At 69.2% G+C, this 20998-nt stretch carries 18 protein-coding genes; 9 read left to right on the forward strand and 9 right to left on the reverse strand.

The features are described from left to right. Nucleotides 1–97: 97 nt before the first annotated feature. Together FNH24_RS17795 and FNH24_RS17800 are read right to left on the reverse strand one after the other, a co-directional pair. Entirely contained in the window at nucleotides 98–1240 is a 1143-nt protein-coding gene (locus FNH24_RS17795) for a winged helix DNA-binding domain-containing protein (protein ID WP_152363559.1), read from the reverse strand. Then, nucleotides 1237–2016 carry a phytanoyl-CoA dioxygenase family protein gene (locus FNH24_RS17800; RefSeq protein ID WP_152363560.1) on the reverse strand — a complete coding sequence of 260 codons (780 nt, stop codon included), beginning with the start codon at nucleotides 2014–2016 and terminating at the stop codon, nucleotides 1237–1239. The genes FNH24_RS17795 and FNH24_RS17800 overlap by 4 nt, the downstream gene beginning before the upstream one ends. Before the next feature lie 129 nt (nucleotides 2017–2145). Here FNH24_RS17800 and FNH24_RS17805 point away from each other — a divergent pair, with 129 nt between their 5' ends. Further along, nucleotides 2146–2925 (forward strand): helix-turn-helix domain-containing protein, encoded by a 780-nt coding sequence (locus FNH24_RS17805; RefSeq protein WP_161606180.1) that lies wholly within the window; start codon nucleotides 2146–2148, stop codon nucleotides 2923–2925. A gap of 130 nt (nucleotides 2926–3055) precedes the next feature. On the opposite strand, the gene FNH24_RS17810 is transcribed toward FNH24_RS17805, so the two are convergent. Beyond that, complete coding sequence (locus tag FNH24_RS17810; RefSeq protein WP_152363562.1) at nucleotides 3056–3727, reverse strand: hypothetical protein; 672 nt, start codon at nucleotides 3725–3727, stop codon at nucleotides 3056–3058. A 137-nt stretch (nucleotides 3728–3864) separates the two neighbouring features. On the opposite strand from FNH24_RS17810, the gene FNH24_RS17815 reads away from it, so the two are divergent. After that, a complete protein-coding gene (locus tag FNH24_RS17815) occupies nucleotides 3865–5031 on the forward strand; it encodes a cytochrome P450 (protein ID WP_152363563.1) in 1167 nt (388 codons plus the stop codon). Nucleotides 5032–5225: 194 nt separating this feature from the next. Here FNH24_RS17815 and FNH24_RS17820 read toward each other — a convergent pair whose 3' ends face one another. Beyond that, nucleotides 5226–5807 carry a TetR/AcrR family transcriptional regulator gene (locus FNH24_RS17820; protein WP_161606181.1) on the reverse strand — a complete coding sequence of 194 codons (582 nt, stop codon included), beginning with the start codon at nucleotides 5805–5807 and terminating at the stop codon, nucleotides 5226–5228. 83 nt (nucleotides 5808–5890) lie between these two features. Here FNH24_RS17820 and FNH24_RS17825 point away from each other — a divergent pair, with 83 nt between their 5' ends. The 6 genes from FNH24_RS17825 to FNH24_RS17850 all read left to right on the forward strand — a co-directional run bounded on the left by FNH24_RS17825 (nucleotide 5891) and on the right by FNH24_RS17850 (nucleotide 15956). Next, on the forward strand, nucleotides 5891–8032 hold the full coding sequence (locus tag FNH24_RS17825) for a TRAP transporter permease (RefSeq protein WP_152363565.1): 2142 nt from the start codon (nucleotides 5891–5893) through the stop codon (nucleotides 8030–8032). Further along, a complete protein-coding gene (locus FNH24_RS17830) occupies nucleotides 8025–9062 on the forward strand; it encodes a TAXI family TRAP transporter solute-binding subunit (RefSeq protein WP_152363566.1) in 1038 nt (345 codons plus the stop codon). The genes FNH24_RS17825 and FNH24_RS17830 overlap by 8 nt, the downstream gene beginning before the upstream one ends. 169 nt (nucleotides 9063–9231) lie before the next feature. Next, nucleotides 9232–10086: an SDR family oxidoreductase gene (locus FNH24_RS17835; RefSeq protein ID WP_152363567.1), complete on the forward strand. Its 855-nt coding sequence runs from the start codon at nucleotides 9232–9234 to the stop codon at nucleotides 10084–10086. A gap of 262 nt (nucleotides 10087–10348) precedes the next feature. Continuing rightward, on the forward strand, nucleotides 10349–13891 hold the full coding sequence (gene dnaE / locus FNH24_RS17840; protein ID WP_152363568.1) for a DNA polymerase III subunit alpha: 3543 nt from the start codon (nucleotides 10349–10351) through the stop codon (nucleotides 13889–13891). Between the two features lie 16 nt (nucleotides 13892–13907). Then, the gene (locus FNH24_RS17845; protein ID WP_161606182.1) at nucleotides 13908–15359 is read left to right on the forward strand and encodes a serine hydrolase domain-containing protein; all 1452 of its coding nucleotides are present in this window, start codon (nucleotides 13908–13910) and stop codon (nucleotides 15357–15359) included. Between the two features lie 36 nt (nucleotides 15360–15395). Next, nucleotides 15396–15956, forward strand: a complete 561-nt coding sequence (locus FNH24_RS17850; protein ID WP_152363570.1) for a hypothetical protein — start codon at nucleotides 15396–15398, stop codon at nucleotides 15954–15956. Here FNH24_RS17850 and vapC read toward each other — a convergent pair. The 4 genes from vapC to ybaK form a co-directional block, all read right to left on the reverse strand. Further along, nucleotides 15945–16352: a type II toxin-antitoxin system VapC family toxin gene (gene vapC, locus FNH24_RS17855; RefSeq protein WP_152363571.1), complete on the reverse strand. Its 408-nt coding sequence runs from the start codon at nucleotides 16350–16352 to the stop codon at nucleotides 15945–15947. The two genes, FNH24_RS17850 and vapC, sit on opposite strands and share 12 nt — an antisense overlap. Continuing rightward, nucleotides 16352–16558, reverse strand: coding sequence for a type II toxin-antitoxin system VapB family antitoxin (locus FNH24_RS17860; protein WP_170304512.1), 207 nt, complete (start codon nucleotides 16556–16558; stop codon nucleotides 16352–16354). Before FNH24_RS17860 ends, vapC begins: the two co-directional genes overlap by 1 nt. A gap of 16 nt (nucleotides 16559–16574) precedes the next feature. Next, nucleotides 16575–18986 carry an ATP-dependent DNA ligase gene (locus tag FNH24_RS17865; protein WP_152363573.1) on the reverse strand — a complete coding sequence of 804 codons (2412 nt, stop codon included), beginning with the start codon at nucleotides 18984–18986 and terminating at the stop codon, nucleotides 16575–16577. A gap of 92 nt (nucleotides 18987–19078) precedes the next feature. Beyond that, a complete protein-coding gene (gene ybaK, locus FNH24_RS17870; RefSeq protein WP_152363574.1) occupies nucleotides 19079–19555 on the reverse strand; it encodes a Cys-tRNA(Pro) deacylase in 477 nt (158 codons plus the stop codon). Nucleotides 19556–19621: 66 nt separating this feature from the next. Here ybaK and FNH24_RS17875 point away from each other — a divergent pair, with 66 nt between their 5' ends. Next, the gene (locus FNH24_RS17875; RefSeq protein WP_152363575.1) at nucleotides 19622–20224 is read left to right on the forward strand and encodes a hypothetical protein; all 603 of its coding nucleotides are present in this window, start codon (nucleotides 19622–19624) and stop codon (nucleotides 20222–20224) included. Nucleotides 20225–20304: 80 nt separating this feature from the next. On the opposite strand, the gene FNH24_RS17880 is transcribed toward FNH24_RS17875, so the two are convergent. Further along, on the reverse strand, nucleotides 20305–20970 hold the full coding sequence (locus FNH24_RS17880) for a hypothetical protein (RefSeq protein WP_152363576.1): 666 nt from the start codon (nucleotides 20968–20970) through the stop codon (nucleotides 20305–20307). Between the last annotated feature and the right edge of the window lie 28 nt (nucleotides 20971–20998).

The raw sequence follows: 20998 nt of genomic DNA on the forward strand, positions 1-20998 counted from the left end.
GCTGAGGTCTATTCCGGCGTCTTGGTCGTGGACGCGGGGCTTGGCTCGCGCGCGCTGTCTGGGACGCAACAGTTCCATCCCGCTGATCCGCGTTGGGTCAGTCGGACCAGTTGATCTTGTGCGTGGTGGCGGTCGGGGACAGATAGCGGAGCAGCCGGTCGGCCTCCTCGGTGAGGGCGGCACGGTCCTTGCGGCCGACCTTGGCGAACGGCTCGAGGGTAAGGATGGCCCGGTCATCGGCGGTCTCGGTGGACCACAGGCCGGCGACCTGACCGTCGATCAGGAAGGTGGGTAGCACGTCGCCGTTCTTCTTGTAGACGGCGGCGGTGTGGGCCGGATCGACGAGCCGGGCCCGTGCCCTCGTGCCATAGGCGATCAGGGCACTGTCCCAACGGGCCAGGAAGCGGCGCGGCGGCGGGGCATCCGCGGGCACCGTTTCCAACCCAGCGAGATCGAGCCACGGGTCCGGTCCGGGCCCCTCGAGCTCGACGATCCGGTCGCCGAGCGACTTCAGCGCGGCGCGGACGATGCCGATCCGGCGCTGCCCGGACCACTGCATGAAGTCGGCGGCGGTCGCCGGGCCGTAGGCGGCGAGGAACCGCTCGATGCCGGTCCGCAGTGCCTGCTCCGGCGTCGGGTCCGCCAGGCCCGGCACCCGAACATCGAGCGCGACATAGCTGGGCTTGCCGTGCTCGCCCCAGAAGCCGCTCGGCGGCACGTGCACCAGCCCACCGGCCGCGGTGCCGAGCCGGAACCAGGCGTTGCGGACGCCGCCGGGGATGTGCCGGGACGGATCGATCTCCGGATGCAGCCGGCCGAGCCGGGCCTCGATCTCGGCGACGGTACGCGGCTCGCGGCAGAAGGCCCGTACCTCCGCGTTGAGCTCGACGAGGTCCAACCCGGCCCGGGCCGCGCTCGGCTGCCAGGTCGCCAGCCGTGGCTGTGCCGACAGGACGTCGAAGGTCCGGGCGTCGGCGGCGTCGACCAGGTGCAACGTCGTCCGCATCACCGTCGCCCTGATCACCGCGCCGTCGGCGAGCGCTGCCTCCAACTCGCTCACGGCGGCGGTGTGCCGGCGGCTCCAGAGCGCGACGTACGGCCAGGTTGCATGTTGCGCCTGCAGTCCCGCCAGCCGGCCGACGACCTCGGACACCGGACCGTCGGCCCGCTCCAGCAGCCGTTGGCGATGCAGCGTCGCCCGGTTGAGGTCGCGCAGGGTCAGCACCTTCGAAGCGCTCATGCCCCCAGTCTGGCAACCGGCGGCGTGGCCATTCGTGGCGTGTCGACCAGCAGGCGCCAGTCCCCGGACTCGGTGTCGAGCCAACGGACGTCGTCGCGGTGATACTGCAGCGCGTACGCGACGCGCGGTTCGGACGTGACGTTGGGGCCGGAGCCGTGCACGGTCCACCGACTGAAGGCGACGGCGTCGCCGGCGCGCATCCGGATCGGCAGGCACTCCAGCGGATCGACCTCCACCTGGCGGTGGGTGTCACCGTCGTCGCTGGTGCGGGACTCCAGTTGATCATGGTGGGACCGGGGGACGATCTGCAGACAGCCGTTGTCGGGCGTCATGTCGCCGAGGGCGACCCAGAGGTTGATCGAGCCGAGGGCGGGGTCGTGCCGGGTGTAGTTGTTGTCCTGGTGGAAGTGCATGGTGCCGCCACCGCCGCCGGCCTTCACCGCGGTGAACGGCAGATAGCGGTGCGCCGGGCCGCCGATCAGCCGGGCCGCCACGGCCAGGGTGGCCTCGCCGTTGATCAAGGTGTCCAGAGCCGAGCCGGCCAGGTACTGCGGGCACTGCCGGAGCTTGTCGGCGGTCTCGGTGGCCTGATCGAGGCCGGCGCGCGAGACGCCGTTGGCCTCCAGGACCTGGAAGACCTCGGCCCGCAGCTGCTCGACCGCGCCGCTGGCGACCAGCCCGGGCAGGCAGAGATAGCCTTCACGCTTGTAGAATTCGACCTCGCTGTCGGTCAACGACAACGGTTGCACGACCTCGGTGTCGGTCGGAGTGATCATGGATTCAGGTCCTTCCCCGGTTGATCAGTGCTGACTGCTCTCGTACATCCTGGTTGGCTGGCGATCAGTTGACCATGGAGGTTGTCGTCACCACTTTGTGTATTTCGACCACGAGACCGGGAGGCTGCCGTGTTGGACGATCTGATCTTCCTGCACGGCAAACGCACGGCCGCGTGCATCGCGTCGGTGGACAAACGCTTCGACTACTACACGCTGCAGTTCCTGACCTCGGGCGCGGTCGAGCTGTTCTACGACGATCAGCGGTACGAGCTCAGCGGCGGCGCCTGGGCATGGCCGTGTCACCCGGGCCCCTGGATCCGGTTCCACGAATGGCCGCGCGGCCGGCCCTGGGACCACCGCTACCTGTCGTTCACCGGGCCGCGGGTGGCGTCCTGGCAGGCCGACGGGCTGTGGCCGACCCGGCCCGCGAAGGCCGGGCCGGTCCTCGCGGCCTCGCTCACCGCACTGTTCGACGAGGCGATGGACCTGGCCCAGCAGCCCGGCAGCTGGTCGCACCGGCGGGCGGCCAACCTGGTCGAGCGGATGCTGCTCGAGCTGGCCGAAGCCGCGCAGACGCCGGGACCGGGCCGGCCGCCCTGGCTGGAACGGGTGCTGCGGGAGCTCGTCGCGGCCGACCGGCGGCCCGACTATGCCCGGCTCGCGGCCGAGTCCGGCAGGTCGCTGACCACGCTGCGCCGCCAGTTCCGCGAAGCCACCGGGAAGACCCTGCACCAGCACCATCTCGAATGCCGGGTGACCGAGGCCAAGCGCCAACTCAGCGACAGCGAGGTGCCGATCAAGCAGGTCGCCCAGCGGCTCGGCTATCGGGACGTGTTCTACTTCAGCCGGCAGTTCAAGGAGCTGACCGGGACCTCGCCGGCCGCGTACCGCCGCAGCCGCCAGGGTTGATCACCCCGGCGATTCGGCCCAACAACATAAAAGCCCCGGCCGTGTGATCGGTCCGAGAAACGGACTACAGGGACGGCTCCGGGGCGTTCGCCGCAGTCGAGTCTAGGCATCAGGGCCGGCTCAGTCCAGTTCACGATCCCGGGCGCTGTTCCAGAATCCCTGCCACCGTGGAATGTTCGATGATCCACTGCTCGAGCTCGGGGTCGAGATAGCGGGCCAGGGTGCACAGATCCTCGTGCCGGCCGGCCACCGGCAGGTCGAGCAACTGATGTCGGTGAACGATCCGGTTGCCGAGATCGCGGATCGACGTGACCAACTCGCCGATCGTGTCCTGACGCCGGTTCGGCGCCCCGGGGAACGCGGCGGCCAGGTCGGGCCAGAGGAACATCTGGCGCCGCGACACCAGCTGATGCCAGAGCCCGATCAACGTCTCGGAGACGATCCGATCCGGCGTGACCCGCTCCCGGCGGCGCTGCACCCGCTCCCGGGCCCGCTGGATGTCGAGGTACGGCTGCGCATGCCGGCCGCCCGGGACGCCGGCCTTGCCCAGCTCCCGGGTCGGATCGTCGAGCCAGTGTCCGGGCCGACCGCGCTCCAGATGACGGTGCTGCATCCGCTCGTTCAGCGCATTGCGCAGCGCGACCTCGGTGTGGCCGAGATCGATCCACAGGGCGGCCGACAGCTGGGCGTTCCAGTGATAGTGGAGTGCCGCCGCCGTGGCATCACCCTGGCCGGCCGCCAGATACGGGCCGAACCGAGCCGGGCCGATGTGCCGCAGTTGGAGTTGCGAAGGTTCAGCCACGACGACCCCGGCGACGATTCATGCGGACCAGGATGCACCGCTTCGGGCACGCGAGCGGTGATCGGCGCACGGAGCCGCCCTTGTTCGTCCATGATCACGACTGTTAACTTGGAAGTAAACACTTCTCAGGAGGTCTGATGGATCAACTGCCCTTCCCGTCCAGCGACGACCCGATCGAGATCGCGCCGCGGTATCGCGAGCTCCAGCACTCCAGCCCGCTGACCCGGGTGCTGACCCGGGTCGGCGACGAGGCCTGGCTGGCCACCGGTTACGACGTGGTCCGGCAGTTGGCCTCGGAGCCGGCGCTCGGCCGCTCCCATCCCGAGCCCGAACGCGCGGCGCGCAGCCACGAAGCGGCGCTGCTGGGTGGGCCGAGCGGCGACTTCGAGACCGAGCAGGAGCAGCACGCCCAGATGCGGCGGCTGCTCGGCTCGGCCTTCTCGGCCAAGCGGATGCGGCTGTTGCAGGAGTCGATCGAGCATCGGGTGGACGCTCTGTTGGAGGCCTTTCCCAGCCCGCCGACCGATCTGCACGAGGCGTTGTCGGCGCCGCTGCCGGTGATGGTGATCTGCGACCTGCTGGGCGCACCGGTCGAGGACTCCGAACGATTGCGTACGTTCTCCACCCGGCTGGCCAAGATCACCGACGCCGCCGACTCGCATGCGGCCGACGAGGAGTTCACGGCGTACGCGGGGGAGTTGCTGGACCGTAAACGATCAGCGCCCGGGGAGGATGTCTTCTCGGATCTGGCAGGAGTCGACGGGCTGGCCGCGGCCGAGGCGGCCCGGCTGGCCAAGGGCCTGCTGTTCGCCGGCCACGAGACCACGATGACCCGGATCGACCTCGGCACCCTGCTCTTCCTCCGGCATCCGGAGCAGCGCCGGCTGCTGCATGAGGATCCGTCCTTGATCAACTCGGCGGTGGAGGAGATCCTCCGGCTGACCATCGGCACCGGCTCGTCGGCCGGCACCCTGCTCCGCTATGCAGGCGAGGAACTCAAGATCGACTCGACGGTGATCAACCTCGGTGACGCGGTGCTGCTCGGCTTCGGTGTCGCCAACCGGGACCCGGCCGTCTTCGACCGGCCGGACGCCTTCGACATCACCCGCCAGCCCAACCCGCACCTCGCGTTCGGCCACGGCCCGCACTTCTGCATCGGCAACAGCCTGGCCCGGGTCGAGCTGCGGGCCGTGTTCAGCCGGCTGTTCGAGCGCTACCCGACTCTGCACCTGGCGAGTGATCAATTGGAGCACCGGCACGACGCGATCGGCGGCGGGTTGGCTGCTCTCGAGGTCGCCTGGTAGCGAGCCCCGCGCCGTTGGGATGGGACGTCGAGATGTTCGTTCCCTGAGCCTGTCGAAGGGCAGGTCGGGTCATCACTCTTGCCCTTCGACAAGCTCAGGGAACGAACACCCAAACCTCCATCTCGCCAACGTCAGCAAGCCAGATTGATCAACCGTCCCCAGCAACAGGCAGCGGTCCGATCGCCCCGAGCCTCTCAGCGAGCGTCCTTGCCGATGGCGGCGGCGGCCATGCCGTGGATCGCGGTGATCAGGTCGGCGGCGGGGATCGGGCGGTCGGTGTCCAGCCAGGCGAGGATGGCTTGGATCGCGAGCTCCGGGACGAAGGCGGCGAGCCAGGCCCGGCGGCGGCGATCATGGACCCGGACGGCGAGCAGATCGTTCGAGGTGGCGCGCTGGGTCTCGTCCAGGTCCCGGACGTAGTCGGCGAACTCCGGCTCGCGGCGGACGTGCCGAAACAGGATCCGGAAGCCGTCCGGGTCCTGGTCGGCCGCCTGCACCAGCCGACTCAGCCGGTCGGCGTCCGGGCCCTGGTCGCCGGTGGCGGCGAGCCGATCCCAGGCCCGGCCGAGGACGGCCAGATAGATCTCGCGCTTGGTCGAGAAGTGCCGGTAGATCAACACCTTGGTCACCCCGGCGGCTTCGGCGATCTCGTCCACCGTGGTGGCGGCGAAGCCGCGCCGCAGGAACGCCTGGGCGGCCGCCTGGATGATCTGGTCCCGGCGCTCCTCCCGGCCGAGCAGGACCCGCTCGCCGCGACCTGCGGTGCTGCGCGTCATGATCATCCCTGGCTGCCGGTGGTTCCGTACCGCGCAGCCTAACCCGGCTGCCCGGCACCGGGCTTCGGCCGTATAGTCACCGCATGGGTCCCGACGCCGTGGATGCTCCGTCTGCTGAGAAGCGACGTGAATCAGGAGCCGGGACGGTCGGCAAGGAGCAGGTCGAGGAGCTGATCGCGACCTACGACGAGGAGCGGCCGGCGCGCAAGCTCGGGCCGCGGCTCGACCGGGTGATCGGCGTGATCTGCTTCGTGATCGCGGCCTGGGTGCTGTGGCAGGTGTTCTTCCCGCTGCCGCAGGGCAACCAGTTTTCCTTGATCATCTTCCTCGGTTCGACGCTGCCACTGGTCTTCCTCACCTTCCGCTTCCGGAAGCGCCGGGTGGCCCGTAGCGGCCCTTCGACAGGCTCAGGGAACAGACTCTCGGACAACCCGAACGTGATCGACTGGGCGCTGGCCATGATCGCGTTGCTGGTCTGCCTCTATCCGGTGCTGCCGGTGCCGGGCGGCGGCTTCAACGCATTCCTTGATCGACAGGGTCAGCTCAGCCCGCTGGATGTGATCGCCGGAGCGCTGCTGACCCTGCTGGTGCTGGAGGCCTGCCGGCGGACCACCGGGCTGGTGCTGCCGATCGTCTGCGTCGCCTTCTTCCTGTACGCCTACTACGGCGGCTTCCTGCCGATCTCCTGGCCGATCAGTCACGCCGGCGTCGACTTCGACCAGATCATCAACGGCTTCTACAACGACCAGTCCGGCTTCTTCGGCACACCGCTCGACGTCGCGGCGTCGTACATCGTGCTGTTCACGATCTACGGCGCGGTGCTGGACGCGACCGGGGCCGGCCGGTTCTTCATCGACCTGAGCTTCGCCCTGTTCCGCAAGTCCCGGTCCGCACCCGGCCGGACGGTCACGCTGAGCGGCTTCCTGCTCGGCACCGTGTCCGGCTCCGGCACCGCGACCGCGGTCAGTCTGGGGGCGGTGACCTGGCCGATCCTGCGCCGGGCCGGCTATCCGCGGGAGAACGCGGGCGGCATGCTGGCCGCCGCCGGCATCGGCGCGATTCTGTCGCCGCCGACCCTGGGCGCGGCGGCGTTCATCATCGCCGAATACCTGCGGGTGTCCTACCTGCAGGTGTTGCTCTGGGCGGTGATCCCGACGATCTTGTACTACCTCGGCATCATCCTGGCGGTCGAGATCGACTCCCGCCGGTTCGGCGCCAAGGCGGTCGAGATGCCGCGGAAGCACGCGGGCAAACTGCTGCTGCGCTTCGGCTACCACCTGCTGTCGCTGGCGATCATCATCGTCTTCCTCGCCGCCGGGATCCCGCCGTTCCGGGCCGTGGTGTACGCGACCGCGGTGGCTGCCGTCTTCGGGCTGGTCGAGCGGATGATCTCCCGCCGCGATCCGCTGGACCCGGAAAGCATCGCCGAAAGGTTCGGTCCGGCCATGATCACGTACGCCAAGGACCTGGGCCGGGCGCTCAGTGGCGGCATCCGGTCGGCGCTCGGCGTGGTCACGGTCTGCGCGTCGGCCGGCGTGATCACCTCGGTGATCGTGAAGACCGGGCTGGGCCAGAACCTGGCCGACATCCTCGTCGCCGTCGGCCGGGCGCTGACCGACAACCCGACCGTGGTGCTGGTGCTGACCGCCGTGCTGGCCGCAATCGCGGTGCTGCTGCTCGGCCTGGCCGTGCCGGTGACCGCCTCGTTCATCATCGCCTGGGTGGTGATCGGGCCGGCGCTGCAGACCCTCGGCGTCAGCCCGGGGGAGTCGGCAATGTTCATCTTCTACTACGCCGTGCTGTCGGAGGTGTCGCCGCCGACGGCGCTGGCCGCCGTCGCCTCGTCGGCGATCACCGGCGGCAACACGATCAAGACCATGTGGCAGGCGACGAAATACACGCTGCCCGCCTTCCTGGCGCCGCTGGCGTTCGTGATCACCGACAACGGCTCGCACCTGCTGCTCCAGGGCACGCCGTGGGAGGTGATCTGGACGACCGTGGTGAGCATGATCGCGGTCGCCGCCCTGGCCGTGGTGACCGGCGGCTGGATCTTCCGCGAGGCCAGCCGGCTGCAGCGGATCCTCTGCCTGCCGGCCGCTCTGTTGCTGCTTTATCTGCACCCGATCTCGATCGCGATCGGGCTCGCCTTCGCCGCTGCGGCGGTGATCTTGAACCTGATCTCGTCCCGACGACAACCCCTGACGCAAGGAGTCACCGATGCCTGATCAGCTACGCCGCGCCCTCACCTGGAACCGTCGAAGGGCCGGTGCGATGGTCGCCGCCGTGTCCGTCGTGGCCCTGTTGCTCACCGGCTGCGGCGGCCGGCAGGACCGGACCAGCGAGCCCGGCGCGAGCGGATCGGCCGGTGCCTGCGAGGCGACCGCGGCCCAGCTGACCATCGCCACCGGCAACAGCACCGGTGTCTATTACGTCCTCGGCGGAGGCATGGCCAGCCTGATCAGCGCCGAAACCCCGATCCAGGCGACCGCCGCCGAGACCGGCGCCTCGGTGCAGAACATCCAGCAACTCGTCGACGGCACCTACGACATCGCCTTCTCCCTCGCCGACACCGCCGCCGACGCCGCGACCGGCAAGGGCTCGTTCACCGAGCCGCAGCCGATCCGGGCACTGGGCCGGATCTATTCCAACTACACCCAGGTCGTCGCCCGGGCCGACGCCGGGATCGACTCGGTCGAGGACCTGCGCGGCAAGACCGTCTCCACCGGCTCGCCGAAGTCGGGCACCGAGGTGATCGCCAACCGGCTGCTCGAGTCGGCCGGCCTCGACCCGGCCAAGGACGTCAAGGCCCAGCGGCTCGACCTGGCCAAGACCGTGGACGGGCTGAAGGACGGCAGCATCGACGCCTTCGTCTGGTCCGGCGGCCTGCCGACCCCGAACCTGACCGACCTGTACACCTCGCAGCCGGACCTGGCGAAGTTCATCGACATCACGCCGTTGCTGCCGAAGATGCAGGAGATCAACCCGGTCTACGCCGAGGGCACCATCCCGGCGGCGACGTACAACCTGAAGGCCGACGCCAAGACCATCGTGGTGCCGAACCTGTTGCTGGTCACCGACGAGTTCCCGGCCAACAACGCCTGCGCGATCACCAAGCTGCTCTGGAGCAACACCGAGAAGCTGGCCCAGGTGCACCCCTCGGCCAAGGACCTCGACCCCAAGCTCGCCCAGGACACCACCCCCGTCGAGCTGGCCCCCGGCTCCAAGGAGGCCCTGACCGAGCTCGCCGGCGGCTAGGTCGTTCGTTCCCTGAGCCTGTCGAAGGGCAGGCCAGGTGAGCCCCGATCGTGGGCTCCGAGGCGCGATCAGGCTTGCCCTTCGACAGGCTCAGGGACCGTCAACCGGGAATACTTCCCGGCCCTCGGGGTTGTTTGAAGTATCAAGTAACTCGACCGAGGGAGAATCCATGACGATTGGAGTGACCGGAGCCACCGGACAGTTGGGGCGGCTGACGATCGAGGCGCTGCTGCGGCAGCACCAGCCGGACGAGCTGGTGGCGGTGGTCCGCGACCCGGCCAAGGCGACGGACCTGGCCGAACGGGGGATCTCGGTCCGGGTCGCCGACTACGGATCGCCGGCGGCCCTGCGGGCGGCGTTCGAGGGCGTCGAAAAGCTGCTGCTGATCTCCGGCAGCGAGCCGGGGCAGCGGGTCCCGCAGCACCGCAACGTGATCGAGGCGGCGAAGGCGGCCGGGGTCGGGCACGTCGTCTACACCAGTGCGCCGCACGCGGACAGCACTGACCTGGCGCTGGCTCCGGAGCACAAGGCGACGGAGGAGTTGATCAAGGAGTCCGGCCTGCCGTACACCTTCCTCCGCAACAACTGGTACACCGAGAACTACGCGCCCCAGCTGGACCAGGCCCGGCAGACCGGGACGATCACAGCGGCCGCGGGCGAGGGTCGGGTGGCGTCGGCATCCCGGGTGGATTACGCCGAGGCGGCGGCCGCGGTGCTGACCGCCGGAGACCACGAGGGCCGGGTGTACGAACTCGCCGGTGACATCGCCTGGGACTTCCCGGAACTCGCTGTCGCCGTCGGTACCGTGCTCGGCCGCGAGGTCGGCTACCGGCCGGTCGAGCCCGACGTGCTGATCAAGGAACTGACCGTCGCCGGCCTGGACGAGGGCACCGCGGGCTTCGTCGCGGCTCTGGACACCAACATCGCCGGCGGGGTGCTGGCCGACACCGGGGACGGGGTGCTGGCGTCGCTGATCGGCCGGCCGACCACCCCGCTGTTGGAGGGTCTGCGGCCGTTCGCCTGAGCCGTCGCCCTGGAATCCGACCGCCAGGTCGGCGGGGAGCCTGGTCCGCTCGGCGTGTCGCGGATCTCCGGCTGACCGGTGGTCGAATTCCAGGGAGAAATCCCTTGCACAGCACCGGATCCGGCCCCTCGAGGGGTTGGGTCGGACTGTCAGCGGCGTGCCTCATGATGGACCTTCCGAGGAGGGCATAAAGTGTGTCTCCGAGCCGAACTTCCCCACGGCCGGCGCCGCACACTTCGACATTTGGAGGTTGGTCCAGGTCATGGCGGGAACCACGGCGGCAGCGGGTGCGGCGGACGACAGCTTCGTTCACCTGCACGTCCATACCGAGTTCTCGATGCTGGACGGTGCGGCCCGGATCAAGGACCTCTACGCCGGCGCCGAGCGGATGGGGATGCCGGCCCTCGCCGTCACCGACCACGGCTTCCTGCACGGGGCGTACGAGTTCTACAAGGTCTCGAAGTCCTACCCGGTGAAGCCGATCATCGGCATCGAGGCCTACGTCACGCCGAAGACGCACCGCAGCGAGCGGAAGCGGGTCCGCTGGGGTGACGGCGGCGGCGATGACGTGTCCGGCGGCGGCGCGTTCACCCACATGACGATCCTGTCCGAGACCACCGAGGGGATGCACAATCTCTTCCGGCTGGGCTCGCGGGCGTCGCTGGAGGGCTTCTTCTACAAGCCGCGGATGGACCGCGAGCTGCTGTCGGAATACTCGAAGGGCCTGATCGCCACCACCGGCTGCCCGTCCGGCGAGGTGCAGACCTATCTCCGGTTGGGCAAGTACGACGAGGCCCGGGCCAGCGCCGCCGAATTCCGCGACATCTTCGGCGCCGAGAACTACTTCATCGAGATCATGGACCACGGCCTCAGCCTGGAGAAGCGGGTCCGGGTGGGGCTGCTGCAACTCTCCAAGGACCTGCGGCTGCCGCTGGTCGCGACCAACGACCTGCACTACTCCACGCCGGAGGACGCGGCGGCGCACGAGGTGCTGCTCTGCGTGCAGACCGGCTCCACGATGGCCGACACGAACCGGTTCAAGCTCGACGGCAACGGCTATTACCTGAAGTCGCCGGCCGAGATGCGGCAGGTGTTCAAGGAACTGCCGGAGGCCTGCGACAACACGCTGCGGATCGCCGAGCGGTGCGAGATCACCTTCACCGAGGGCGAGGGCCGGTTCATGCCGCGCTACCCCTGCCCGCCCGGCGAGGACGAGACCACCTGGTATCTCAAGGAGGTCGAGAAGGGCCTGCGCTACCGCTATCCGAACGGGATCACCGAAGAGATCCGCACCCGGGCCGACTACGAGAACGAGGTGATCATCGGCAAGGGGTATCCGGGGTACTACCTGGTGGTCGCCGACTTCATGCAGTGGGCCAAGGACCGGGGCATCCGGACCGGCGTGCGCGGCTCCGGCGCGGGCTCCCTGACGGCGTACGCGATGCGGATCACCGACCTGGATCCGCTGGAATACAAGCTCACCTTCGAGCGCTTTCTGAACCCCGAGCGGATGTCGATGCCCGACTTCGACGTCGACTTCGACGAGCGTCGGCGGGGCGAGGTGATCCGCTACGTCACCGAGAAGTACGGCGACGACCGGGTGGCCCAGATCGCCACCTACGGCACGATCAAGGCGAAGCAGGCCGTCAAGGACGCGTCCCGGGTGCTCGGCTACCCGTTCGCGATGGGCGACCGGATCACCAAGGCGATGCCACCGCCCGTGATGGGCAAGGACGTGCCGCTGAAGAAGCTGTTCGACCAGACCGACGCGCGCTACGGCGAGGGCGGGGAGTTCCGGCAGCTCTACCAGACCGACAACGACGTCCAGCGGGTCGTCGACACCGCCAAGGGGCTGGAGGGCCTGATCCGGCAGTCCGGCGTGCACGCGGCCGGCGTGATCATGTCCTCCGAGCCGCTGCTGGACATCATCCCGATCATGAAACGGGACGCGGACGGCGCGATCATCACCCAGTTCGACTACCCGTCGTCCGAGGCGCTCGGCCTGGTCAAGATGGACTTCCTCGGGCTGCGCAACCTGACCGTGCTGGGCGACGCGGTGGAGAACGTGAAGCTCAACCGCGGCGTGGAGCTCGACCTGGACGCCCTCGGCGCCGACCCCACCAACGAGGCCGCGTACGAGTTGCTCAGCCGGGGCGACACGCTGGGCGTGTTCCAGCTGGACTCCGGCGGCACCCGGTCGCTGCTGCGGCTGATGCGGCCGAAGCGGATCCAGGACATCATGGCGACGATCGCGCTGTACCGGCCCGGTCCGATGGGGATCAACTCCCACGTCAACTACGCGATGCGGCGCAGCGGCCAGCAGGAGATCGTCTATCCGCATCCCGAGGTGGTCGACGCCCTCAAGCCGGTCATCGAGGACAACTACGGCCTGATCGTCTATCAGGAGGACGTGATCGAGGTCGCCCGGCACCTGGCCGGGTACACGCTGGGACGCGCGGACATGCTGCGGCGCGCGATGGGCAAGAAGAAGAAGGAAGTCCTCGACGCGGAGTACGCGCCGTTCGAGGCCGGGATGAAGGAGCGCGGCTTCTCCGACCAGGCGGTCAAGGCGGTCTGGGACGCGTTGATGCCGTTCGCCGACTACGGCTTCGGCAAGGCACACGCCGCCGCGTACGGCCAGGTTTCGTACTGGACCGCGTACCTGAAGGCCAACTACCCGGCCGAATACATGGCGGCGGTGCTGACCTCGGTCAAGGACGACAAGGACAAGATGGCCATCTATCTGGCCGAGTGCCGGCGGATGGGGATCAAGGTGCTGCCACCGGACGTGAACGAGTCCGAGCACAACTTCACCCCGGTCGGGTCCGACATCCGCTTCGGCCTGACCGCGATCCGCAACGTCGGCAGCAACGTGGTCGACGACATCGTCGCCTCCCGCGAGCAGAAGGGGAAGGCGGCCACCTTCTACGACTACCTTGATCACATCGGCCAGATCGCCTGCAACAAGCGGGTCACCGAGTCGTTGATCAAGGCCGGCGCCTTCGACTCGATGAGCCATCCGCGGCGGGCGCTGATGTCGATCTACGAAAACGCGGTCGACGGCGTGATCGACATCAAGCGCAACTCGGCGCACGGGCAGGACGACCTGTTCGGTGATCTCGGCGGGACCGACCCGGTGCTCGGCGGCACGGTGCCCGACCTGGAGGACTGGGACAAGACCACCAAGCTGGCGTTCGAGCGGGAGATGCTCGGGCTCTACGTCAGTGATCATCCGCTGCAGGGGCTGGAGCACATCCTGTCGGCCGAGCGAGACCTGAGCATCGCCGCGGTGCTGGCCGACGACGGGCCCCGCGAGGGCATGATCACCGTCTGCGGCATGATCACCAGCATCACCCGGAAGACGACCAAACGCGGCGACATCTGGGCGGTGGTCACGGTCGAGGATCTGGAGGCCTCGATCGAGGTGTTGCTGTTCCCCAAGGCGTACGACCTCGTCTCGACCTCACTGGCGACCGACACGGTGGTCAAGGTCAAGGGCCGGATCAAGGTGGACGACGACAGCGTCGCGCTGACCGGGCAGGAGTTGTCCCTGCCCGACGTGACCGATGCCCCGTCCGGCCCGGTGGTGATCTCGCTGCCCGCGGTCCGCTGCACCCCGCCGGTGGTGGAGCAGCTGCGCGAGGTGCTGTCCTCCCATCCGGGCGGCACCGAGGTCCGGCTCAAGCTGGTGTCGTCGGGCAAGACGACACTGATGCGGCTTGATCAACAACTCCGGGTCAACCCGTCCGGGCCGCTGATGGCGGATCTCAAGGCGCTGCTCGGCCCGTCCTGCCTGGCTTCGTGATCAAGGACTGACTCCGGTGCGGCTGAAGACGACGACGGACCGGTTGCGGCGCGATGTCCCGGGCCTGCTGGCCGAGCACGACGTGCCGGGGCTGGCGATCGGGATCTGTGACGCCTCCGGGCTGCGCTGGTCGGCCGGCTTCGGCCACACCACCCGCGGCGGCGCGGAGGTCACGCCGAGCACGATGTTCAGCATCCAGTCGGTGTCCAAGCTGTACACGTCGACGGTGATCATGACCGCGGTGCGGGACGGCCTGCTCGACCTGGACGAGCCGATCACCAGCTATCTGCCGGACTTCACCGTGCACAGTTCCTGGGAGCGGCACCCGGAGCGCCGGATGACGCTGCGCCTGCTGCTCAGCCATCGGGCCGGCTTCACCCACGAGGCCCCGATCGGCAGCAACTACCACGCCGACCGATCCTGGGCGGCGCACCTGCGGAGCATCTCCGACAGCTGGCTCCGGTTTCCGGTCGGCCACCACTACGAGTACTCCAACCTCGGCATCGATCTGGCCGCGCACGCCCTGGAGTCCGTCACCGGCCGGCCGTTCCTGACCCTCGCCCGGGAGCGGCTGCTGGAGCCGCTGGGGTTGCGCCGGACGACCTTCGACCAGCGCGCGATCATGACCGAACCGGACCGGGCCCGCGGGCACGACCCGCAGGTCGCCCGGCTGCCGGTCTGGATCCCGATGATCGCCGCGGGCGGGGTGTACTCCGGCATCGACGACGCCTGCCGCTTCGTCAGCTTCCACCTCGCCGGCGGCGAAGGGATCCTGACGCCGGAGCTGCTGCGCGAGCAGTACGCGGTGCCGTCGCCGGAACCGGACCAGGATCTCGGGTACGGCCTCGCCGTCCGGCACGCCCGCTGGGACGATCGGGTGATCCTCGGCCACGGCGGGGGCGGCTACGGCTTCACCTGTTACCTCGGCTGGGCGCCGCGCGACGGGGTCGGTGTCGTGGTGCTGACCAACTCGTCCGGATCGTCGCTGTTCGAGGACCTCTGCCGCCGCGCGTTCCGGGAGCTGCTCGGTGCCGGGGCCGAACGGGCGCCCCTGATCACCACGCGGCGGCCGCGGATCGAGAGCAGCTATGCGGCCCGCGGGGCCGTGACCTTCTCGGCCGACCAGCTCAACGAGGAGGAGCCGGGCACCACCTTCCGGCAGGACGGCGACTGGCTGATCCAGAACGACGGGCTGGCGCTCTATCGCAACGACCCGATCGAGATCGCCGATGATCAACCGGTCGACGGTCCCTGGAACCGGGACTACACGATCACCATCGCCGGCAGCAAGATCAACTCCGTCCGGCTGCTCCGCCGCCGGGGCGCCGCGGCGATCGAGTTCGACGGCGAGCGGCGGCTGGCCCTTCGCCGGCACCGAACCGACCTCTACTTCTGCACGATGGGCGAGGCGCTCGACCTGTCCGGCGACCCGATCACGTACGCCAACATCGCGCTCCGCCCGGCCTGAGCGCGGGCGGCGGAGCGGTCGCAATAGACTCGCCAGATGTCAGCACGGCGGGCGATCGAGACGAGGCGGGAGCGCCGGCGCAAATCCACGATCTGGATCTCGGCGTACGCGGCGCTCTGCGTCGCCGTCGGGGTGCTGACCGGGGTCCTCTGGTCCCGGGTCACGCCGCTGGCCGGCTATCAGGTCGCGTCGGACGCGTCGGCGACGATGCCGGAGCGGCAAATGGTCGAGATCGTCGCCGGCGATGCCTATTTCGTGGTGATCGGCTTCGCCGTCGGGCTCGGCCTCGGCGTGATCGCCTGGCGCTGGCTCGGCCGGCTCGGCTGGCCGGTGGTCGTGGTCGCGGTGCTCGGCGTGATCACCGCCGGGCTGCTCTGCTTCCTGGCCGGCGGGGTCATCGGGCCGCACGACTTCGAGGCCCGGCTGGCCGCCGCGGTCCCCGGAGATCGGGTGCCGGTCGACCTCACCCTGCGGACCCCGATCGGCTTCCTGGCCTGGCCGTTCGGCGGGATCATCCCGGTGCTGCTGGCTTCCTCGCTGTCCCGCGATCCGGAGGAGCCGCGGCCGATCCTGCCGCGGCGGGCGTCACGCCGTTAGGTCGATCACGGAAAGGGCCGGGATGGCATCGGCCATCCGGACAAAGTCGACGTCGCGGTGAACCACGACGAATTCCTGCCGGAGCGCGACGGCCGCAATGAGGCAGTCGAGGCTGGACCGGATCGTGTGGCCGCGGCCGCGGGCGAGGTGGTAGATCGTCGCCGCCTCGTCGAAATCTGATTCATCCACCGGCGCGGACGGGACGAGACTGAACGTCTCCCGGATCAGCTGCTGATCTGTTGCGTCGGTGCCGCGAAGCAGTTCGAGTCGCACAGGTCCGCAACTCCACACCTCCGCGTCGTCGGGGTCGATGAGGGCATCGACCCGGTCCGACAGATCTCTGTCACCCCTGAGCCAACTCACCCAGATCGAGGTGTCGAGCAGGTAGCGCGCCATCAAGAACCCGAATGATCTTCGAGTTCGTCGTTGCTCATCGGGTAGCCGATGCCGCGCAGGCTGCGGAACTTCGCCTTGAATGCACGTTGATCACGGACGGTCCGGCGGAGCGCGAAATCTATCGCCTCACGCTTCGTGGACAGCCCGTTCTGCTTCATCACGGTCTCGACGAGTTCATCATCGATGTCGACGTTGGTGCGTGTCATACACCAATCGTACACATCACTCTTCGACGACGATCTCGTCCGGCGTCTTGTCCGGCCGCCAGCCGCGCCAGACCGGGTGCCAGAGCAGGCCCGGCTCGGTCCAGCCCGCGAACTCGACCTCGCCGACCAGCAACGGCTCGACCCAGTGCACGGTCCGCGGCTCCTCGGCCGGCACCGCCGGCAGGGCGGTCTTCTTCCGAGCCAGGGGAGTGAGCACCTCCGTCGCCAGCTCAAGATCGGCATCGCCCAGCCCGCTGCCGGCGGCGCCGACGTAACGCAGCCCGTCGCCGTCGGGCAGGGCCAGCACCAGGGCGCCGATGCTGCCGTCGCGCCGACCCTGACCCTCGCGCCAGCCGACGACGATCACTTCCTGGTGCTTGCGGTGTTTGATCTTGAGCCAGGTGCTGGCCCGGCGGCCCTTCAGATAGGTGGAGGAGCGGCGCTTGGCGACCACACCCTCCAGACCCATCGACTCGCTCACCTCGAGCGCGGTTTCAAGATCACCGTCGAAGGCCGGCGGCACCTGGATCCGCGGATCCGCGTCCGCCAGCAGCTGGGACAGCAGGCTCCGGCGCTCGTCGTACGGGGTGCGCAGCAGTGAACGATCATCGACCATGATCAGATCGAACGCGACCAACTGCACCGGGACGCTGGACCGCAGCCGGGCCACGTCGCGAGCAAGGTGGACGTTGATCCGTTGCTGCAGCCGGCTGAAGCTCGGCCGGCCGGCGGCATCCAGGGCGACGATCTCGCCATCCAGGATCGTCTGGTCGGTGTCGAGCTTGGCGCAGGCCTCGGCGATCTCCGGGTAGGTGGCGGTGACGTCGTTCCCGCGCCGGCTCCACAGCTTGACCGAGGTCCGGCCGCCGGCCCGGCCGAGGCAGGCGACCACCCGGACGCCGTCCCACTTCATCTCGAACGACCAGTCGTCGGTGCTGCGCAACTCACTGACGGTGGCCAGCGCCGCCATCATCGGCGTCAACGGCTCCGGCAATGCGGCGGCCGGTCCCGACTCGTCGGTCAGCTTGGCCGACGACTCCGGCTTCATCAGGTGGATCAGCCACTGATTGTCCGGCCGGTCGCCGCCGCCGGTGTGGATCAGCGCGTAGGTGCGCGGCCCGTCCAGGCCGCCGTCGTCGCGGCCGGTCAGGGTCGCGATCACCTCCTTGCCGTCGCGCCACTTGTGCTCGACGTAGCTGCCGGAGTCCCAGATCGTGACGTTGCCGCCGCCGTACTCGCCGGCCGGGATGGAGCCCTCGAAGCTGCCGTACTCCAGCGGATGATCTTCGGTCTGCACGGCCAGGTGATTGGTGTCCGGCGTGGTCGGCACCCCCTTCGGCAGGGCCCAACTGACCAGCACGCCGTCGTGCTCCAGCCGGAAATCCCAGTGCAGCCGCCGGGCGTGGTGCTCCTGGATCACGAACGAACGGCCGTCGGTGGTCGCCGGAGGAGTGGCCGGCACCGGCTCCGGCGTCTTGCCGGCGTCCCGCATGCTCCGGTACGTGCTCAGCCGGTCCCGGCCGGGCGGGGTGGCGGCGACCGCACCGCCCTGATCGGCCAGCGGATCCGGTTCACTCAGCCGGGCCAGCACCTGGTGGTAGTCGAGATGATCAAGATCATCGGCCTCGAGCTCGGCCCAGGTTCGCGGAGCCGCGACCATCGGCCGCGACCGGCCGCGCAGCGAATAGGGACAGATGGTCGTCTTGGCCGCGTTGTTCTGGCTCCAGTCGACGAACACCCGGCCCGGCCGCAGCGACTTCTTCATCTGGCTGGTGACCAGCTGGGGGTCCGCGGTCTCCAGGGTGCGGGCGAGTTCGCGGGCCAGGGTGCTGGCGCCGTCGGAGGTGATCTCGCCGTCCAACGGGGCATACAGATGCAGGCCCTTGCTGCCGCTGGTCACCGGCACCGCCGTCATCCCGATGCCTGCCAGCAGATCCCGGATCCGCAGTGCGACCTCCGCGCATTCGGCCAGCCCGACGCCAGGGCCGGGGTCGAGGTCGAGCACCAGCCGATCGGGGTGGGACGGCTTCCCGTCGGCGCCGAACCGCCACTGCGGCACATGCAGCTCCAGCGCCGCGTACTGCGCCATCTGGGTCAGCGAGGCGACCGAGTCGATGATCGGATACAGATTGACGCCGTCGCTGTGGCTGATGCCCTGCCGGGTGACCCAGTCCGGAGTGCCGGAGTCGAGATTCTTGGTGAAGAAGACGATCTCGGGGTCCCGCTCGGTCCCGACGCCGTTCGGCCACCGTTTCCGGGTCGCGGCCCGGCCGGCCAGCTGGGGCAGGATCCGGTCGGCGATCTCGGTGTAATAGAGCAGCACTTCACCCTTGGTGGTGCCGGTCTCCGGATACAGCACCTTGTCCAGGTTGGTGATCCGCACCTGCTGCCCGTCCACCTCAACGGACCCACCCTGCGCCTTGGCCATCACCCCTCCATCCTCCCCGCCGGCCCCACCAACCCCGACTTGTCAGACTCTGGGCACGCTATAGCGTGCTGAGAGTCTGACAAGTCGGGGTGTTAGTGGGCGATGGGGGCCACGTTTGCCTTGGTGATCTTGGTCAGGGCGGCGGGGGAGAGTTCGAGTTGCAGGCCGCGTTTGCCGGCGGAGACGAAGATCGTCGGGTACGACTCCGCCGAGGCGTCGATCACCACCGGCAGCGGGCGGCGCGAACCCAGCGGGGAGATGCCGCCGACCACCGATCCGGTCAGCCGGGCCGCGTCCTCGACGTCCGCCAGGGTGGCCTTCTTGGCGCCGCGGGCGGCCGCCAGGGCCTTCAGGTCGAGCTGCTGCGCGACCGGGACCACCGCCAGCACCGGGGAGCCGGCGACCTCGGCGACCAGGGTCTTGAAGATCCGCTGCCGGTCCACCCCGAGCGCGGCCGCCGCCTCGTCGCCGAATCCGGTGTTCGCCGGGTCGTGGTCGTACGGATGCAGGGTGAAGTCGATCTTGGCCTTGGCCAGCAGGGCCGTCGCCGGAGTGCCACCGGTCGCCATGTCGCCACCTTCCCGATCGGTGACTGGGATGCTAGTAGGAACCGGCGCTCCGGGTACCCTCGGGCGGTGTCCGACCCCGATCCGGAACCGCCGGAACCGCCGGAACGCCAGCGCGCTGTGGTCGCCCTGGCGATCGGGATCGTGGTCGCCCTACTGGCGGCGTCCGGGCTGATCGTGATCTTCCGTGACCTGTTGTCCGGACCGGTCGAGCCGGAGCGGACCGTGGCCACCCGGCCGGCCGAGACGCCCGAGCCGACCTGGCTCAATTCACCGCCCGCCGAGGGCTGCCAGCCGTCCAGTGCGACGCCCGGAATCGACGGCCAGGCGGCGGGCCGAGAGTTGTGCCGGCGGTACGCGGACGCGCTGCGGGACCGTACCGACGCGATGTTCGAGTGCCGGATCGGCGACCGGCTCGAGGACTGCCGGGCCGAGGCCGCAGCGGGCTGGCAGACCCTGCTGAAGCTGACGGCCGATCCGGACTACCGGCGGGCGAAGGCCCTCCTCGACGGCGCGCACGACCTCGCCCAGCTCAACGGTGACCGCTACCTGTCGCCGGACTGCAAGGGCCGCAACGATCCGGACGACGAGACAGCGACCGACTGTGCCAGCAGCTACTCCGCCTTCGGCGTCGGCCTCAGCTCCCTCGAATACCTGCTCCGCTCCCTGTAGCAACCCCCTCCCCACCGACTTGTCAGAACTGAGTAGCCCCAGGGCACAACTCAGTTCTGACAAGTCGGCGGGAGGTGGGGTCAGTCGGGGTCCTCGTGGCCGAGGAGCAGGTGGAGCAGGGTGGCGAGAGGGTTCTCGGCATCGAAGGCGGCGTCGGCGATCATCGACGGAGCGCTGCCGAGGTCGACGATCTCGGCGAGTAGCCGCTCGGTCCCGGTGATCAGCTGGACCAGCAAACCGAACGTCAGATCGGGGTCGAGACTCGGATATTCCGCGACCTGCTGCTCGACGAAGCCGGGGTCGAGCAGCAGCCCGTCGAGCCCGTCCGGGCCGCCGTGCTTGGCCGCCAGTCGATCGCCGACCCCGTCATCGATGGCCTCCAGTGCGGCGCTCGGCAGGTCGAGCAGCTCCCGGAGCAGGTCGGAGTCGGCCGCCGACGCCACCACGTGACAGGTGAGCAGGATGGCGCCGATCGGCCGGCGCAGCGTCGCCAGCGTGATCACCGCCGGACCGGACCCGACCCGGAGCCCGGCCAGCAGCCGCCGGTTGTCGGCGATCACGTCGAGCAGCCGGGAGTCGGGCCGGTCCGGATGCGTGATCCCGGTGGCGTCGTCGGGGCTGCAGCGATCGGTGCAGTCGTGCGGTTGTCGCACCTGCTCGTACGGCAGCAACGTCCCGCGCACCGATTCCGGCTCCGGGTAGCCGGCCGCTTCGGACGCCGGGATGAGATGGGTGTCGCGCTCCACGCCGACGACCTTCCGGGATCAGTCGCGC

Origin of the sequence: Microlunatus speluncae, assembly GCF_009299835.1 — a bacterium.
Taxonomy (GTDB): domain Bacteria; phylum Actinomycetota; class Actinomycetes; order Propionibacteriales; family Propionibacteriaceae; genus Microlunatus; species Microlunatus speluncae.